At 33.7% G+C, this 16,135-nt stretch carries 18 protein-coding genes; 4 read left to right on the forward strand and 14 right to left on the reverse strand.

Annotated features, from left to right (window positions below; translation table 11 throughout):
• Positions 1–3 precede the first annotated feature (3 nt).
• The 7 genes from BM053_RS05520 to metG form a co-directional block, all read right to left on the reverse strand.
• A complete protein-coding gene (locus tag BM053_RS05520) occupies positions 4–651 on the reverse strand; it encodes an HD domain-containing protein (protein ID WP_091474938.1) in 648 nt (215 codons plus the stop codon).
• A gap of 71 nt (positions 652–722) precedes the next feature.
• Positions 723–1,712, reverse strand: a complete 990-nt coding sequence (locus BM053_RS05525; protein ID WP_091474940.1) for an acyl-ACP desaturase — start codon at positions 1,710–1,712, stop codon at positions 723–725.
• 34 nt (positions 1,713–1,746) lie between these two features.
• Complete coding sequence (locus tag BM053_RS05530; RefSeq protein WP_091474942.1) at positions 1,747–2,481, reverse strand: lysophospholipid acyltransferase family protein; 735 nt, start codon at positions 2,479–2,481, stop codon at positions 1,747–1,749.
• 81 nt (positions 2,482–2,562) lie between these two features.
• Positions 2,563–2,973: a BrxA/BrxB family bacilliredoxin gene (locus BM053_RS05535; RefSeq protein WP_091474944.1), complete on the reverse strand. Its 411-nt coding sequence runs from the start codon at positions 2,971–2,973 to the stop codon at positions 2,563–2,565.
• Between the two features lie 89 nt (positions 2,974–3,062).
• Complete coding sequence (locus tag BM053_RS05540) at positions 3,063–3,686, reverse strand: chloramphenicol acetyltransferase (RefSeq protein ID WP_091474946.1); 624 nt, start codon at positions 3,684–3,686, stop codon at positions 3,063–3,065.
• A gap of 10 nt (positions 3,687–3,696) precedes the next feature.
• Positions 3,697–4,386, reverse strand: a complete 690-nt coding sequence (locus BM053_RS05545; protein WP_091474948.1) for an HAD family hydrolase — start codon at positions 4,384–4,386, stop codon at positions 3,697–3,699.
• A gap of 53 nt (positions 4,387–4,439) precedes the next feature.
• Complete coding sequence (metG, locus tag BM053_RS05550; protein ID WP_091474950.1) at positions 4,440–6,500, reverse strand: methionine--tRNA ligase; 2,061 nt, start codon at positions 6,498–6,500, stop codon at positions 4,440–4,442.
• A 276-nt stretch (positions 6,501–6,776) separates the two neighbouring features.
• Between metG and BM053_RS05555 the strand changes: the two genes are divergently transcribed.
• Together BM053_RS05555 and BM053_RS05560 are read left to right on the forward strand one after the other, a co-directional pair.
• Positions 6,777–7,670, forward strand: a complete 894-nt coding sequence (locus BM053_RS05555; protein ID WP_394332546.1) for a S66 peptidase family protein — start codon at positions 6,777–6,779, stop codon at positions 7,668–7,670.
• 100 nt (positions 7,671–7,770) lie between these two features.
• Complete coding sequence (locus BM053_RS05560; RefSeq protein ID WP_091475606.1) at positions 7,771–8,130, forward strand: YraN family protein; 360 nt, start codon at positions 7,771–7,773, stop codon at positions 8,128–8,130.
• 135 nt (positions 8,131–8,265) lie between these two features.
• Here BM053_RS05560 and BM053_RS05565 read toward each other — a convergent pair whose 3' ends face one another.
• The 3 genes from BM053_RS05565 to BM053_RS05575 all read right to left on the reverse strand — a co-directional run bounded on the left by BM053_RS05565 (position 8,266) and on the right by BM053_RS05575 (position 11,273).
• On the reverse strand, positions 8,266–9,306 hold the full coding sequence (locus BM053_RS05565) for an aldo/keto reductase (RefSeq protein ID WP_091474955.1): 1,041 nt from the start codon (positions 9,304–9,306) through the stop codon (positions 8,266–8,268).
• 173 nt (positions 9,307–9,479) lie between these two features.
• Positions 9,480–10,463 carry an OmpA family protein gene (locus BM053_RS05570; RefSeq protein ID WP_091474957.1) on the reverse strand — a complete coding sequence of 328 codons (984 nt, stop codon included), beginning with the start codon at positions 10,461–10,463 and terminating at the stop codon, positions 9,480–9,482.
• A 48-nt stretch (positions 10,464–10,511) separates the two neighbouring features.
• The gene (locus BM053_RS05575; protein ID WP_091474960.1) at positions 10,512–11,273 is read right to left on the reverse strand and encodes an exodeoxyribonuclease III; all 762 of its coding nucleotides are present in this window, start codon (positions 11,271–11,273) and stop codon (positions 10,512–10,514) included.
• A 196-nt stretch (positions 11,274–11,469) separates the two neighbouring features.
• On the opposite strand from BM053_RS05575, the gene BM053_RS05580 reads away from it, so the two are divergent.
• A complete protein-coding gene (locus tag BM053_RS05580; protein ID WP_091474962.1) occupies positions 11,470–13,275 on the forward strand; it encodes a GNAT family N-acyltransferase in 1,806 nt (601 codons plus the stop codon).
• 286 nt (positions 13,276–13,561) lie between these two features.
• On the forward strand, positions 13,562–13,936 hold the full coding sequence (locus BM053_RS05585) for a hypothetical protein (protein WP_091474964.1): 375 nt from the start codon (positions 13,562–13,564) through the stop codon (positions 13,934–13,936).
• Positions 13,937–13,985: 49 nt separating this feature from the next.
• Here the strand turns inward: BM053_RS05585 and BM053_RS05590 are convergent, their stop codons facing one another.
• From BM053_RS05590 to BM053_RS05605, 4 genes are read right to left on the reverse strand one after another with little or no spacing between them, the layout of a single operon-like run.
• Positions 13,986–14,267, reverse strand: coding sequence for a TM2 domain-containing protein (locus BM053_RS05590; protein ID WP_091474966.1), 282 nt, complete (start codon positions 14,265–14,267; stop codon positions 13,986–13,988).
• 42 nt (positions 14,268–14,309) lie between these two features.
• Positions 14,310–14,708: a VOC family protein gene (locus BM053_RS05595; RefSeq protein ID WP_091474968.1), complete on the reverse strand. Its 399-nt coding sequence runs from the start codon at positions 14,706–14,708 to the stop codon at positions 14,310–14,312.
• Complete coding sequence (locus tag BM053_RS05600; RefSeq protein WP_091474971.1) at positions 14,701–15,099, reverse strand: hypothetical protein; 399 nt, start codon at positions 15,097–15,099, stop codon at positions 14,701–14,703. Before BM053_RS05600 ends, BM053_RS05595 begins: the two co-directional genes overlap by 8 nt.
• Positions 15,092–16,048: a 2-hydroxyacid dehydrogenase gene (locus tag BM053_RS05605; RefSeq protein WP_091474973.1), complete on the reverse strand. Its 957-nt coding sequence runs from the start codon at positions 16,046–16,048 to the stop codon at positions 15,092–15,094. The genes BM053_RS05600 and BM053_RS05605 overlap by 8 nt, the downstream gene beginning before the upstream one ends.
• Positions 16,049–16,135 lie beyond the last annotated feature (87 nt).

Here is a 16,135-nt window from a genome sequence, read left to right on the forward strand (position 1 = left end):
AACTTATCGTTCTCCATTCCATTCCAAAAGAAATTGCTCAATAAATGTTTCCATATAATGGTGGCGTTCTTGGGCAATTTTTTTTCCAGTTTCGGTATTCATTTTGTCTTTTAGCAAAAGCAATTTTTCGTAAAAATGATTCAATGTTGGCGATTCAGAATTTTTGTATTCTTCTTTATTCATAGTAAGATTTGGAAGAATTTCTGGATTGTATAACTGACGATTTTTAAAACCTCCATAATTGAAAGTCCTTGCAATTCCTATCGCTCCAATCGCATCTAATCTGTCGGCATCTTGAACAATTTCTAATTCTTTCGATGTGAATTTTTTATCGAAATTCCCGCCTTTGAAAGAAATATTTTCGATAATATTAATGACATGACTAATTATTTCTTCCGAAACCCCTTCGGATTCTAGGAATTCTCTAGCCACTTTTGGACCAACACTTTCGTCGCCATTATGAAATTTACTATCAGCAATATCGTGTAATAATGCACCGAGTTTTACAACAATCTCATCACATTTTTCGGTCGAAGCAATTAGAATTGAATTTTTATAAACACGTTCTATATGAAACCAGTCGTGTCCGCCTTCGGCATTTTCTAGCTTTTGTTTTACAAATAGAATGGTTTTATTAATAATATTTTCCATAATTTATATTTTACAAAAAATCCTTTCTTTTGGGAAAGGATTTAGTCTATTTTCTATTATCTCAAAGTCTTTTATCTTGTCAAAGCTGGTTCTACCCATTTAAAGACTTGAGATTCAGCAGGAATAACCAATCTTTCAGAAACTTTAGCCATTCTTGCAGGCAATTTCATCAAATAATCACGTGCTTTTTCGGCTTCATCAGTAAGACCAGAAAGTTTTTCTATTTCCCATTTTTCTATTAGTTTTTGCATAATATCTACATAATCAGAAGCAGTGTAAACACCAATTCGTTGTGCAGAATCAGAAAAATTTAAGAATGCGGAACTTATTTTTTCGCCAGATTCACGAAGAAATTGCGCTGGCATGACAATTTTTTGTTTCATCATATAATTGAAAGCCAAAAGCATTTCGCTTGGGTCGACTTTAAAAATCTGAGTCACAAATTCTGAATAAGCATGATGGTGACGCATTTCGTCGCCAGCAATCATTTTGCATATTTTAGATAATTTATTGTCACCATATTGCTTTGCAATTTGCGAAACTCTATTGTGAGAAATATAGGTTGCTAACTCCTGAAAACTAGTATAAACGAAATTTTTGTAAGGATCACGACCCGTCCCAATATCGAAACCATCGGCAATAAGATGTTGTGTAGTAATTTCTATCTCGCGCATGTTTACACGACCAGACAAGTACAAGTATTTGTTTAGCAAATCACCGTGACGGTTTTCTTCTCCAGTCCATTGTCGAACCCATTTAGACCAACCATTTTGCTCTACTTGTCCTACACCATCTACGTCCATAAGCCAAGATTCGTAGGTTGGCAAAGCTTCTTCGGTAATAGTATCTCCTACAAGAGTTACCCAGAAATCATAAGGTAAATCTTTGGCTATTTCTCTTAATTCTTTTACTTCTTCAAAGAAAGTTTCACTTTCAGAATTGGGTAAAAAATCGGTTGGTTGCCATATTTTTTCTATCGGAATTAAATATTGGTCAACAAATCCGTCAATTTTGTTTTCTAGAAATTGCATAACTTCTAGACGTATGTTTTTTGTAGACATTATAATTTTAGATTTTAGATTTCGTTAAATCTAGTTATACTTTTATTGATTGAGTCACGGCGTTTTCTGTTTTTATCATTAATTCTTCAAACGGAAAATCTTTTACAGCAATGGCTTCGTGGATTATAAATTGTAATTTGTTTCCTAATCCCATCGGAAAACTTCCAAATTTAACCATTTTCCAAGAATTATTTATAGTTATTGGAACAATATAAGCAGATGGAGCATATTTGCACAACATTTTGAGTCCGCTTTCGGCAAATTTCTTAGGTTCTCCAGTTTTGCTTCTGGTTCCTTCTGGGAAAATTACTGCCGAACGTTTGTTTTTTTCAATATATTTTGACAATTGACCAATCATTGAAATGGCTTGTTTTGGGTCTTTTCTATCAATAAGAACAGAACCGCCATGTCGTAAATTGAAAGAAACACTCGGAACACCTTTCCCTAATTCTTTTTTGCTCACAAATTTTGCGTGAAAACGGCGTAAAAACCAAATTATAGCAACAATATCATACAAACTCTGATGGTTGGCAACAAAAATAATAGGAACATTTTTAGGAATCGAATCTTTGTTTTCGAACTTATAGGTTGTTCCTAAAAGATTGGTACATTTTACCAAACAAAAGTTCAAATAATCGACACTTTTTTTATGTGCTTGATAGCCAAAAATGTTTAAACAAATCCATTGTATAGGATGAAAAATAAGTAAACAAGCTATAAAAAAAAGGTAATATATAATAGATATAGGATATGATATAAATTTTTCCATTTTGTTAGAAATTTTTCCCAAAGATACTTTTTTAAATAAAAAAAACCACGCCGAAACGTGGTTAGATTTATTGGTTTTTAATTAACAAAACTCTGCGTAAGCGTCTTTTAAATTTTCGGCAATTAGTTCTGCTGGACGACCTTCAATATGATGACGCTCTAGCATGTGAACCAATTCTCCGTCTTTAAACAAAGCCATACAAGGCGATGATGGAGGGAAAGGAAACATGTGTTTGCGAGCTGCATCTACCGCATCTTTATCGACACCTGCAAAAACAGTAATTAACTGACTAGGTTTTTTTGCCCCGTCTAAACTCATTTTTGCCCCTGGACGCGCATTTCTTGCTGCACAACCACAAACTGAATTTACAACCACAAGCGTAGTTCCTTCTTTCGCTAAAGCAGCTTCTACAGCTTCTGCACTATATAAATCTTGAAAGCCAGCCTCTGATAATTCAGCACGCATTGGTTTTACCATTTCTTCTGGATACATAATTTTATCGTTTTATTGAAGTACAAAGTTACAAAGTTTGTAAGCAAGTAATAGAGAAGTTAATAGTTTTTTAACTATCGACTAAGAATTTAAGCATTCATGAGTTCTTGAAACAGATTTACAAATTCTCCAACATGATAACCATCTACCAATCCGTGGTGAACATGAACAGACATTGACATGGTTTTCTTATCGTTTTCTTCCATCATTTTTCCAAAAGAAATTTTTGGGCAACTATCAGGAAAAGTAAAACTTCGGGCATGAGAAAACGAAGTAAAATTTAGCCACGGTAATGCCGAAAAGTGAATCAAATTTTCTTTAAAATCTCGTGTAATAAGTCCAGTTGTGGTTTGTATTCTGGCGATTTCTGTTTTAGTAATTTCGGCAAAATCACTTATATTATTTGAATATTCCATTAATGAAAAACCAAAAGTTTTGTCCTCGCGCATGATGGTTGCAGAAGCATCGATAGTATCGAAAATGTAAATTTCATCTTCAATTATTCGATAGCGAAAATTCTCGATAGCATTTACCGCGAGTAATGTTTTGTGTAAGTAATAAGTAAAAAATGAAATGTTTAATTCTTTTGCTTTGTCGTAAGCATTCGTACAATCGATGGTTGTTGTGATGCCAAAGAAAGGTTCTTCCATTTGTTTAAAAAACAAGAAATGTTCCTTTCGGTTCCAAGTGTTTAAGTTTAGTTTTTGTTTCATTTTTTGAAAGTTATTTCAATAAAATTGGCAAAACATCAGTAATTTTTTCTAAAGTTTTAAAGTTCGGATGTTCTACTTTATGACTAATTTTTTCGTGTTCCCAAGTGGTGTGAAAAGGAATATGAACCGCATAACCTCCAATTCCTAAAACTGGTAAAACATCACTTTTTAGTGAATTTCCTATCATAAAAAATTCATCAGCATTTATTTCTAAACGCGTTAATAATTTCTGATAATTAATTTCTTGCTTGTCGGCCATGACTTCAATATGATGAAAATAATGTCCCAAACCTGACCGATGCAGCTTGCTTTGTTGGTCTTTTAGGTCGCCTTTTGTAGCTACAATGAGTTTGTATTTTCCGCTTAAAGCTTCTAGAGTTTCTTCGACTCCGTCTAATAATTCGATTGGTTTTTGCAGTAATTCTTTTCCGTATTCAATAATTTTCTCAATAATTTCTATCGAAATAGTATTGTCAGAAATTTTCATCGCCGCTTCAATCATCGAAAGGATATAGCCTTTTATTCCGTAACCGTACAAGTCTAAATTTTCGATTTCTACTTTAAATAATTCTTGCGATAATCCTTGATGTGACAAATAATCTTCCATCAAGGCACAGAATTTATGTTCCGTTTCCTGAAAATACGGCTCGTTGACGAATAACGTATCGTCTGCATCGAAAGCGATTACTTTTAGGTTCATGGTATTGTTTGTTTTAACCCTCTCAGGGTTTTGAACCCTGAGAGGGTTTTATTTTAATTAATTCCCTCTCCATTTCCAACTCCAGCAACATCAGGATTTACAAAAGCTAGTTTTCCGTCGGGTAAATTGGTCATCAAAATCATACCTTGACTTTCTACACCACGCAAAGCTCTTGGTGCTAGATTTACTAAAACAGTAACTTGTTTTCCTATGATTTCTTCTGGTGAAAAACTTTCGGCAATTCCAGAAACAATGGTACGAACATCGATTCCTGTATCTATTTTTAGTACTAACAATTTGTTGGCTTTAGGCATTTTTTCAGCTTCGATAATTGTTCCTACACGCAAATCCATTTTAGCAAAATCATCATATTGGATTAATTCCTTTTGAGGCTCCGCTTTTTTGTTTTCGGCAATATTAGCCGTTTTTGTAGCTTCCAATTTGTCTATTTGTTTTTGTATTTGTTCGTCTTCTATTTGTGCAAATAATATTTCTCCTTCGCCAATTTTGTGTCCTGCAGGAATCAAATCAGAATTTGTTGCGACATCATTCCAATTTAATTTAGCATCAATTTTCAGCATTTTATTTAATTTCTCAGCAGTAAACGGCAAGAAAGGTTCGCATAAAACACGCAAAGCTGTAGCAATTTGCAAAGCCACATACATTTGAGTTTTTACACGTTCTGGATCGGTTTTTACCATTTTCCATGGTTCTTCGTCTGCCAGGTATTTGTTTCCTAAACGAGCCACATTCATTAATTCTCCCAAAGCTTCTCTAAATCGATATCTTTCTATCGAGCTAGAAATCACTGTAGGATATGCTTTTAATTCTGTTAAAGTTGCTTCATCTACTTCCGAAAATTCGTTAGGCGTTGGCACAACTCCTTCGTAATATTTATTAGTAAGAACCACCACACGATTGATGAAGTTTCCAAAAATCGCAGCCAATTCATTATTGTTTCTCGCTTGGAAATCTTTCCAAGTAAAATCGTTGTCTTTACTTTCGGGAGCATTTGCTGTTAGCGCATAACGCAAAACATCTTGCTGGTTCGGGAAATCTTCTAAGTATTCGTGCAACCAAACTGCCCAGTTTTTTGAAGTCGATAATTTATTTCCTTCTAAATTCAAGAATTCATTAGCAGGAACATTGTCTGGCAAAATATAACTTCCTTCTGCTTTTAGCATGGCTGGAAAAATAATACAGTGAAAAACAATATTGTCTTTTCCTATAAAATGTACCAGTTTTGTATCTTCTTTTTTCCAATAATCTTCCCAGTTTTTACCTTCTCTAGCTGCCCATTCTTTGGTAGCAGAAATGTAACCAATAGGAGCATCGAACCAAACATATAGTTTTTTTCCTTCGGCACCAGCCACAGGAACATCAATTCCCCAATCGAGGTCACGAGTTACTGCACGAGGTTCTAAACCACCATCAATCCAAGATTTTACTTGACCGTAAACATTGGGTTTCCAATCACTTTTGTGACCTTCAAGAATCCATTTGGTTAAAAAATCCGAATAACGATCTAAAGGCAAAAACCAGTGTTTCGTCGATTTCATAATCGGAGTTTCACCAGTAATGGTCGATTTTGGATTAATTAAATCAGTAGCGTTCAAAGTAGAACCACACTTTTCGCATTGGTCACCGTAAGCTTCTTCGTTGCCACATTTTGGGCAAGTTCCTATCACAAAACGATCGGCAAGAAACTGATCGGCTTTGGCGTCGTACAATTGTTCCGTTACTTCTTCGATAAAATCACCGTTGTCGTACAATTTCTTGAAAAACTCGGACGCTGTATCATGGTGAATTTTTGCCGAAGTTCTAGAATAATTGTCAAACGAAATTCCGAAATCGATAAACGATTTTCTAATAATTCCGTCGTATTTATCAATCACTTCCTGAGGCGTAATTCCTTCTTTTTTTGCTTTCATCGAAATAGCAACTCCGTGTTCGTCGCTTCCGCACATGAAAGCCACATCTTTTCCTTGCAATCTTAAATAGCGTGAATAAATGTCCGAAGGCACGTAAACACCAGCCAAATGCCCAATGTGAATAGGCCCGTTTGTATATGGCAAAGCTGCCGTAATCGTATATCTTTTAGGATTCTGAATCATAGTTAATGTAATATAAGCTGCAAAAATAAGCAATAGAATTTTTATTTGAAGCTATTCCCGCTATCCGTTTCAATCTTTTTTTCGGCGAAAAGCCTCAAAAAAGGATTTCCACTACTATCGGGGCTAGAAAATCGGTATAAATCGGCAAAATCAACAAAATCCGAGTTCCAATAAATAAATAACTTTTATACATTTGTAACAATCAGATAAAAAATGAAAAAAGCGTTCGTACTATTTTTACTTTTCACCATTCCAAACATTCATTCTCAAACCAAAATGATAACACCTCCGTATTTAAAAAAAGGCGACACCATTGCTATAGTTGCCACTGCTCGTAAAAACATTGATGACAATCTAAAATTTGCTAAAGATTTACTCACCAGTTGGGGATTAAATGTAAAAGTAGGAAGCACAATCGGACTCGATTTAAATCAATTAGCAGGAACCGACGAGCAACGAGCGAAAGATTTTCAAGAGCAAATGGATAACGAAAACATCAAAGCCATTTGGTGTGTTCGTGGTGGTTACGGAACAGTAAGAATGATAGATTTGTTAGATTTTACAAAATTTAAGGAAAATCCAAAATGGATAATTGGTTTTAGCGACGTAACGGTTTTGCACAATCATCTCAATACAATGGGTTTCAAATCTATTCATGGCATTATGCCAGTAAGTTCAAAGGCAACTGAAGAAGCTAAAGAATCCTTAAGAAAATCCTTGTTTGGAGAAAAATTAGGGTACGAAATAGAACATGATTATATGAATAAATTAGGGAATGCATCGGGAGAATTAGTAGGAGGGAACTTGTCTATTTTATACAGTTTGATGGGTTCTAAATCGGCAATAAATTGTGATGATAAAATCCTTTTTATGGAAGATTTAGACGAATATTTGTATCATATAGACCGAATGATGATGAACTTGCAACGCAATGGTTGCCTTGAAAGCATCAAGGGAATTATTGTAGGTTCGATGACAAAAATGAAAGACAATGACATTCCTTGGGGGAAAAATGCTTTGCAAATTATTGAAGATGTGACTAAGAAATACAATATTCCTATTATTTATAATTTTCCAGCAGGACATATTCAAGATAATCGCGCATTGATTATGGGAAATAAAGTTACTATTGATGTGAATGGTGAATGTAGCAAAGTTTATTTTGAATAAATTCGGGTAAAGTTGTCATTTCGACGGAGGAGAAATCTCAAAACACGAACAATTTGATGAGATTTCTCCCTTCGTCGAAATGACAAAAAGGAAAATAATTATGGCAGAACACAACGATCTCGGAAAACTCGGCGAGAAACTTTCGGTCGAATTTCTTCAAAAAAATGGTTACACTATTCTGGAAACCAATTGGACTTTCCAAAAAGCGGAAATAGATATTATTGCCCAAAAAGATACTATTTTAGCTATTGTTGAAGTAAAAACACGATCAAGTATCGATTTTGGTTCGCCACAAGACTTTGTAAAACCTGCTAAAATTCAGCTTTTAGTAAAAGCAGTAAATGAATATGTGATTTCGAACGATTTAGATTTAGAAATTCGTTTCGATATTATTGCAGTTCACAAAGAAGGAAAAGAATTTAAAATCGAACATCTTGAAGATGCTTTTTATCATTTTTAATTAAAAAAATTCAACCACAAAAGGCACAAAAGTTCATCATTTCTTTTGTGCCTTTTGTGTTAAAAAGAGTCTAAATTTTAAAATCTGTGACCCGAGAGATAGCGAATTGGCGAAGCAATCCGCGGTAAAAAATAATTACGGCGCAGGATTTGGAATTAATTCCTGAATTTTATTTATTTCCGATAAAACTGCATCGGTTAGCATCACATCAAAAGCATTAATGTTTTCTTCTAATTGATCGATGCTCGTTGCTCCAATAATTGTGCTCGTCACAAACTGCTGATGGTTTACAAATGCAAGTGCTAATTCGGTCAAAGTTAAACCTAAACTATGTGCTAAATCTTGATGCATTTTGGTTACTTTGTAGCAATTTTCATTAGTGTATCGAACAAAACTTGGGAACAATCCAAGACGAGAATTGGCTTGAATTCCGTTGAGATGTTTTCCGGTTAAAAATCCAAAACCTAAAGGAGAATAAGCTAATAATCCTACGTTTTCACGCATGCAAATTTCGGACAAACCGACTTCGAACAAGCGATTTAATAAAGAATATGGGTTTTGAATAGTAGCAATTTTTGGTAAATTATGTTTTTCACTTTCGTTGAGAAATTTCATAACGCCCCAAGGATTTTCGTTAGAAACACCAATATGTTTTATTTTACCTTCTTTTATTAATCCATCAAAAATGGTTAAAACATCAAAAATAGAATCCTTCCATTGTTCGTCTATTTTAGAAAGGCCACGTTGTCCGAACATATTCATGATACGTTCTGGCCAATGCATTTGGTACAAATCGATATAATCCGTTTGAAGATTTTTTAAACTTAAATCGACAGCATCGTGTATGCTTTTTTTAGAAAAATCTAACGGCTCGCGTATGTAACCCATGCCGCGATTTGGTCCAGCAATTTTTGTGGCGACAATAATATTTTCTCTTTTGCTTTGACCAATTTTTTGAATCCAAGAACCGATATGACGTTCTGTACTTCCAAAAATATCTTTATTTCCTCCTATTGGATACATTTCGGCAGTGTCAATAAAATTGATTCCTTTTTCTATTGCAAAGTCTAGCTGAGAATGAGATTCATTTTCGGTGTTTTGATTGCCAAAAGTCATCGTGCCAAGGCAAATAGTACTAACTTTTAGATTTGTGTTGGGAAGCGTGGTGTATTTCATTTTTTTTTGAAGGAACTGATGTTCTGAGAGGCAAAGGTACGAAGGTTTTTTAAAAAAAGCCACTAAGGTTTTAAGCCACTGAGGTTCTAAGGTTTTTAAAAAAGCCAAAATTTCGAATAAAAAAAGGCTCTAAGAAAACCTTAGAACCTTTCTGTCTCAGAGCCTTTGTGCCTCTAGATATCATTCAACATTTTAGAAATCTCATCTAATTTTGGAGTCAAAATAATTTCGATTCTTCTATTTTTTGCTTTGCCTTCAGGTGTATCATTACTTATTAATGGTGAGAATTCTCCACGACCAGCCGCAGTAAGATTTTGCTTGTTTATTTTTGCGTTTTCACCTAAAATATTTACAATAGAAGTAGCTCTTTTTGTAGATAAATCCCAGTTATTTTCTATTTGACCAACTGCTCCGCCAAACTTATCATTATCGGTATGGCCTTCTATCAGAACTGAAATGTCTGGATTGTCGCCCAAAACTTTTCCTACAGCTACAACGGCTTTTTTACCTTCGGTACCAACCGCCCAACTTCCAGATTCGAAAAGCAATTTGTTTTCCATAGAAACATATACTTTTCCGTCTTTTTGTTGTACCGTAAGACCTTTTCCTTCAAACGCTTTTAGCGATTTAGATAAAGTTTCTTTTAGTTTTTTCATCGAAGCTTCTTTGGCAGCAATCATTGCTTCCAATTCGTTTACTCTGTCAGAACGGTCTTTAAAATCGGTGCTTAATTTTGCTAAACGTGATTTTTCATCAGCCAATGCTTTTTCTTTGGCTTCCAATTGCGCCAATAAATCACGATTTTTGTCCATGTTTGCTTTTAGCGATTCGTCGCTATTTTTCTCTAAAGCATTGTATGAACTTTGTAATGTTTTTAGGTTGTTACTAGAAGCAGTATAATCGGCAGCGAGTTTGTCTCTTTCTAATTTTAGTTTGTCTAAATCATTTTTTGCTTTATCTAATTCTGTTTTTAATGTTCCGTTGTCTAAATCGAGCTGGGTTTTACCCGTTTTTAAACTTTCGTTTTCGTCAGAAAGTGCGTTACGTTCTTTTTTTAATTCGGCAAATTTTGTTTCTAAATCGGCATATATTTTTTTAGAAACACATGATGTTGTCATGGCTAATACTAATAATCCTAAGGAAATTTTCTTTATCATTATTTTAAATTTATTATTGAAATTGATTTTTGCTATTGTTATTGAAAATTATTCTATTTCTACTAAAACGGGACAATGGTCAGAATGTTTTGCATCAGGCAAAATAATTGCGCGTTTCATTCTTTCTTTGAGTGGTTCACTCACCAAATTATAATCGATACGCCAACCTTTGTTATTTCCACGAGCACCAGCTCTGTAACTCCACCAAGAATAATGATGCGGTTCTTTGTTAAAATGACGGAAACTATCTACAAAACCAGACTTCATAAATCCGTCTAACCAAGCACGTTCTTCTGGCAAGAATCCCGAGGTTTTTGCATTTTGTATTGGATTATGAATATCTATCGCTTCATGACAAATATTATAATCGCCACAAATAATTAGGTTCGGAATTTCTATTTTTAGGGTGTTAATGTAGTTCTGAAAATCATCCATAAACATAAATTTATGATCTAATCTTTCGATATTTGTTCCAGACGGTAAATACAAACTCATGATGGAAACGTTGTCAAAATCGACGCGGACAGTTCTTCCTTCAAAATCCATGTGTTCGATTCCTGTTCCAAAAACAATGTTTTTAGGCTCGGTTTTACACAAAATTGCTACACCACTATAGCCTTTTTTTTGTGCCGAAAAATAATATTGATAAGGATAACCCGCTGCGGTAATTTCATCGGTAGGAATTTGATCTTCGTTTGCCTTTATTTCCTGAAGACAAATAACATCAGGATTTGCGGCTTGCAACCAATCGATAAAACCTTTAGTGATAGCTGCTCGAATTCCGTTTACGTTATAGGAAATTATTTTCATTGAAATGAGAATCTTTTTTATCAAAAGTATAGAAAAAATAGTCAATTTTAAAAATAAATTTTATTTACTTTCAAAGTCTTTATAATCAATGTTTTTCAGATAATTACTTAGCGAATAATATAGATTAAGATGAAAGTTTCTCTGAAAATTCAACAACTTTTGCTATCTTTGTTTTTCGCCAAAAATTCAGAACTAAATGGGTTTAGTTACAGCTAAAGAAGTTGCAAAAGCAATAAATACCGACAAATATGGAGTTTTGGGAACTTTCTCAGGATGGTTGCTCATGAAAGCGCTTCAAATATCGACACTTAATAAAATTTATGACAAAAATAAACATTTGTCTGAGTTAGAATTTTTGAATGCAATATTAGATGAGTTTCAAATTAAGTTCGAAATTCCAGAAGAAGATTTAAAACGATTACCTAAAGACGGTGCCTATATTACAGTTTCAAACCATCCGCTTGGAGGTATTGATGGTATTTTACTCTTGAAATTAATGCTCGAAAGAGAACCTAATTTCAGGATTATTGCAAATTTTTTACTTCATAGAATAGAACCGATGAAGCCTTATATCATGCCTGTAAATCCTTTTGAAGATCACAAAGATGCAAAATCGAGCGTGATTGGAATTAAGGAAACGCTTCGCCATTTAAGAGACGGAAAACCTTTGGGAATGTTTCCTGCAGGAGAAGTTTCTACCTATAAAGATGGCAAAATAATGGTTGATAAACCATGGGAAGAAGGCGCTATTAAAGTAATTAGAAAAGCACAAGTTCCGGTAGTTCCTATTTATTTTCATGCAAAAAACAGTAGATTTTTTTACTTTTTATCTAAGATAAGTGACACGCTTCGCACGGCAAAATTGCCTTCGGAATTGCTAACTCAAAAAGATAGAGTGATTAAAGTTCGTATAGGAAAACCAATTTCTGTGGCCGAACAAAACGAACACGAAACCATTGAAGCCTACTCGGAATTTTTACGCAAAAAAACTTATATGTTGGCTAATGCTTTCGAAAAGGAAAGCAAATTGATTACTGTGCCAAGTTTAAAATTACCGAAAAATCCAAAAGAAATTGTTACTGGTGCCAATCGTGAAAAAATGATTGTCGAGATTGATATTCTTCGTGAAAAAGGCGACAGATTATTGGAAAGTAAAAATTACGAAGTGTTTTTTGCCCAAGCCAGCGATATTCCTAATGTTTTACACGAAATAGGTCGTTTGCGCGAAATTACTTTTAGAGAAGTGGGAGAAGGCACGAACGAATCGATAGATATTGATAAATTTGACAAACACTACCATCACTTATTCTTGTGGGATTCTGAAGCAAAAGTAATTGCGGGAGCTTATAGAATGGGATTGGGATCGGAGATTTTCGCAAAATATGGAATAGACGGATTTTATCTTCAAGATTTGTTCCGTTTCGAGCCTGAATTGTATGATATGATGAGCAAATCTATCGAAATGGGTCGCGCATTTATCATTAAAGATTACCAGCAAAAACCAATGCCATTGTTCTTACTTTGGAAAGGAATTGTACATACTACATTGCGTCATCCTGAGCATACTTTCCTTATAGGTGGCGTGAGTATAAGTAATCAGTTTTCAGATTTTTCGAAATCGCTTATGATTGAGTTTATGAAATCTAATTATTATGATCCTTATGTTGCACAATATATTCACCCTAAAAAGGAGTATAAAGTAAAACTAAAAGATGCCGATAAAGATTTTATTTTTAATGAAGCTGAAGCCGATTTGGTTAAGTTTGACAAAATACTGGACGAACTAGAACCAGGTAGTTTGCGTTTGCCGGTTTTAATAAAAAAATACATCAAACAAAATGCAAAAGTAGTTGCGTTTAATGTAGATCCGTTGTTTAACAATGCTGTCGATGGATTAATGTATATAAGAATTGCAGATATTCCCGAAAGCACTATGAAACCTGTTATGGAAGAATTTCAGGCAGAATTAGAAAGAAAGTTGGCAGAAAAAGGAGAATGTTAAGATTAAAGTAAAAATTATAAATAATAATAGAAAGTTGAAACTTAAGTTTCAACTTTTTTTATTTAATACTATCATAAAAACACATCTTAACACAAAATAGAAATTACACCAATTTAATGATATTAACATCACTAATTTTAGTTAGAAAAGAAGTAGCTATAAATGGCTAATATTTAACAAGTTATGCTTTTAATCGAAAAAATAATCCTATTAACGATTAAATTATTTTATAGAAAGGGTTCTAAGTAGATTTGTCCCGCAATCAAACAAAAACAATTAACAAGAGATGAAATCTATTTATTTTTTATTACTACTAAGTCTTAATTCTATAGCGAACACAACTGACAAAGAAATCGCTGCAAATGTAAAACCAAACAACACCATCGAAGTGTTTTGCAATGAGCCTGCACCTAAAAGCAATTATATAGCAGGTTTAAAAATCATTAATAATGCTTCTCAAAAACATGGGAAACTTATTTATATAGTTTCTGATATATATACTGCGAAAAAAGTTTCGTTCTTTAATAAAAAAGGAAAAGAGGTTTTTACAACTTCAACCATTGGTTCTCCAATATATCTTTCGAAATTTAAAAAAGGAACATATACCATAAAAATTGTTGAAGATGGAAAAACAGAGATAAAAGCATTATCAATAAATTAGTATATGCCTAAAAATAAAAAAGTCCCACATTGTGGGACTTTTTTATTTTTTAGAACCAGCCTTTTTTACCTACTTGGTAAGTTTGGTAAAAATCCTCATCGCTTTTAGTTAGATAAATAATACCTTCAATAAAGCCTACAATACTAAATATTCCACAAGTAACAATAGTAACGACTATTTGTATAATTCCTTCTTGAGTGTATCCTAAAATAAATTTATGGATACCTAAACCACCGAATAATATTCCCATTATTCCAGCTAATACTTTCTTATTTTCTTGTTTTGGTTGTTGTGTGTTGTTCCAGTCTTCTGTTTGCTTTGTTGTTTCCATTTTTGTTTTTAGTTAATTTATTTATGCTAAAATATAAATTTTTTAGAGAAGTACTTTATCAATAGGTTCCCAAAGTTCAATTTTATTTCCTTCGGGATCTAAAATCCAACCAAATTTGCCATAATCATAAGATTGCATTTCACCTACAATTGTTACACCTTCTTCTTGCAAAACTTTCAATAAATCTTCTAGATTATCAACTCTAAAGTTCATCATAAATTGTTTTTCGCTTGGTTCGAAGTATTTTGTGTCTTTGGCAAATGGCGACCATTGCGTAATACAGTCGTTGCCTTCTTTGTCCTTCCACGAGAAAGTACAACCATAGTCATCTACAGGAAGACCCAAATGATTTTTGTACCATTCTTTAGTTGAATCTGGGTTTTCGCTTTTGAAGAAAATACCACCTATTCCTGTAACTCTTTTTATATCTTGATTACTCATCGTTTTTCCTTTTAAAAAATATTGTTGAAGCTAAAAGTAATATTATTCCTTGAATTGTAAATAGGAACATAGCATCTATTTTGCCCGAAATATAAGTACAAGCGACACCAAAAACACTTAATCCGATTCCTAATAAAAGTATTTGAAGTCTTGCTTTTGCATCTCCATTCTTTATTGGTTTTGCTAAAAATAGCATCCAAATTCCTGATAACAACATCATAATCGAAGAATATAACCAAATCATTTGCATACCGTTTGCGGCAGGTTCTTGAATTTCGTCTTTAGCAATATGTTCTAATACAGCTTTCATTCCGCCAAAAGCGTGAGGAAGAAAACTCAAACAGGTTAATGCTCCTATAAAAATGACCAGATAGTAGCTTACTTTATTCATTTGTGTATAAATTTAGAATTTTATTTACAATTACCTGTGCTAATTTTTCTTTGCTTTCCATCGTCCAACCTGCAATGTGAGGTGATAATAAAACGTTTTCTGATTGTAGTAAATACTCGAAAGCAGCTGGTTTTTGCTCTTCAAATAAATGTTCGAAAGAGAGCTTTTCGTATTCTAAAACATCGAGTCCAGCTCCGATAATTTTATTGCTTTGTAAAGCTTTAACTAAATCATTTGTAACGACATTCTTGCCTCGTGAAGTATTTATAAGCCAGAACGGTTTTGCAAAAGCATTAATAAAATCAGTATTTACCATTTTATCGGTTTCGGGAGTCCAAGGAATGTGCAGACTTAAAACATCAGATTTTTGTTGGAGTTCTTGTAAGGATACTTGTTTTGCATTGCTGTCGCTCACATTTTCGAGTATGTCATAACATAAAATTGGCACATCGAAACCACGCAATTTTTTGGCAAATGATTTTCCCATATTACCGTAACCAATAATACCAACAGTTTTCCCATCGAGTTCGTGACCACGATTTGCTTCGCGATTCCAGTGTCCGGAACGAATTTCTTTATCGGCTTTGTTGAGGTTGTTCATTAGTGAAAGTAACATGCCTAATGCGTGTTCTCCCACAGCATTGCTATTGCCTTCAGGCGCAGCGATGAGATGAATTTTTTTGCTGATGGCATAATCGCAATCGATGCTTTCGAGTCCTGCGCCAACACGAGCTATAAATTGTAAGTCGGTGGCTTTGTCGAGAAAAGTTTTATCAATTTTGAATCGGCTACGAATGACAATACCATGATAATCATGAATTTTTGCTTCGACTTCTTCTTTTGAAGAAGTAAAATCTTCGTGGTTTATAAATCCTGCGTCTTGCAATTGCTCCATAAGTAATGGATGATTGCTATCGATATGAAGGATTTTTATGTTTTGTGGATTCATCTTTATATAAAAAATAAAGATAATTATTTTTGGTAGATAAATGAAACAGATTTTGGAATGTAATGTTGATTTTTTAGCCCTGATAGA

It is taken from the genome of Flavobacterium swingsii (assembly GCF_900111965.1).
GTDB lineage: Bacteria > Bacteroidota > Bacteroidia > Flavobacteriales > Flavobacteriaceae > Flavobacterium > Flavobacterium swingsii.

Coding starts and splice junctions, on each gene's coding strand:
- BM053_RS05520 (WP_091474938.1), bottom strand. CDS start 651: ATGGAAAATATTATTAATAAAACCATTCTATTTGTAAAACAAAAGCTA.
- BM053_RS05525 (WP_091474940.1), bottom strand. CDS start 1,712: ATGTCTACAAAAAACATACGTCTAGAAGTTATGCAATTTCTAGAAAAC.
- BM053_RS05530 (WP_091474942.1), bottom strand. CDS start 2,481: ATGGAAAAATTTATATCATATCCTATATCTATTATATATTACCTTTTT.
- BM053_RS05535 (WP_091474944.1), bottom strand. CDS start 2,973: ATGTATCCAGAAGAAATGGTAAAACCAATGCGTGCTGAATTATCAGAG.
- BM053_RS05540 (WP_091474946.1), bottom strand. CDS start 3,686: ATGAAACAAAAACTAAACTTAAACACTTGGAACCGAAAGGAACATTTC.
- BM053_RS05545 (WP_091474948.1), bottom strand. CDS start 4,386: ATGAACCTAAAAGTAATCGCTTTCGATGCAGACGATACGTTATTCGTC.
- metG (WP_091474950.1), bottom strand. CDS start 6,500: ATGATTCAGAATCCTAAAAGATATACGATTACGGCAGCTTTGCCATAT.
- BM053_RS05555 (WP_394332546.1), top strand. CDS start 6,777: ATGATAACACCTCCGTATTTAAAAAAAGGCGACACCATTGCTATAGTT.
- BM053_RS05560 (WP_091475606.1), top strand. CDS start 7,771: ATGGCAGAACACAACGATCTCGGAAAACTCGGCGAGAAACTTTCGGTC.
- BM053_RS05565 (WP_091474955.1), bottom strand. CDS start 9,306: ATGAAATACACCACGCTTCCCAACACAAATCTAAAAGTTAGTACTATT.
- BM053_RS05570 (WP_091474957.1), bottom strand. CDS start 10,463: ATGATAAAGAAAATTTCCTTAGGATTATTAGTATTAGCCATGACAACA.
- BM053_RS05575 (WP_091474960.1), bottom strand. CDS start 11,273: ATGAAAATAATTTCCTATAACGTAAACGGAATTCGAGCAGCTATCACT.
- BM053_RS05580 (WP_091474962.1), top strand. CDS start 11,470: ATGGGTTTAGTTACAGCTAAAGAAGTTGCAAAAGCAATAAATACCGAC.
- BM053_RS05585 (WP_091474964.1), top strand. CDS start 13,562: ATGAAATCTATTTATTTTTTATTACTACTAAGTCTTAATTCTATAGCG.
- BM053_RS05590 (WP_091474966.1), bottom strand. CDS start 14,267: ATGGAAACAACAAAGCAAACAGAAGACTGGAACAACACACAACAACCA.
- BM053_RS05595 (WP_091474968.1), bottom strand. CDS start 14,708: ATGAGTAATCAAGATATAAAAAGAGTTACAGGAATAGGTGGTATTTTC.
- BM053_RS05600 (WP_091474971.1), bottom strand. CDS start 15,099: ATGAATAAAGTAAGCTACTATCTGGTCATTTTTATAGGAGCATTAACC.
- BM053_RS05605 (WP_091474973.1), bottom strand. CDS start 16,048: ATGAATCCACAAAACATAAAAATCCTTCATATCGATAGCAATCATCCA.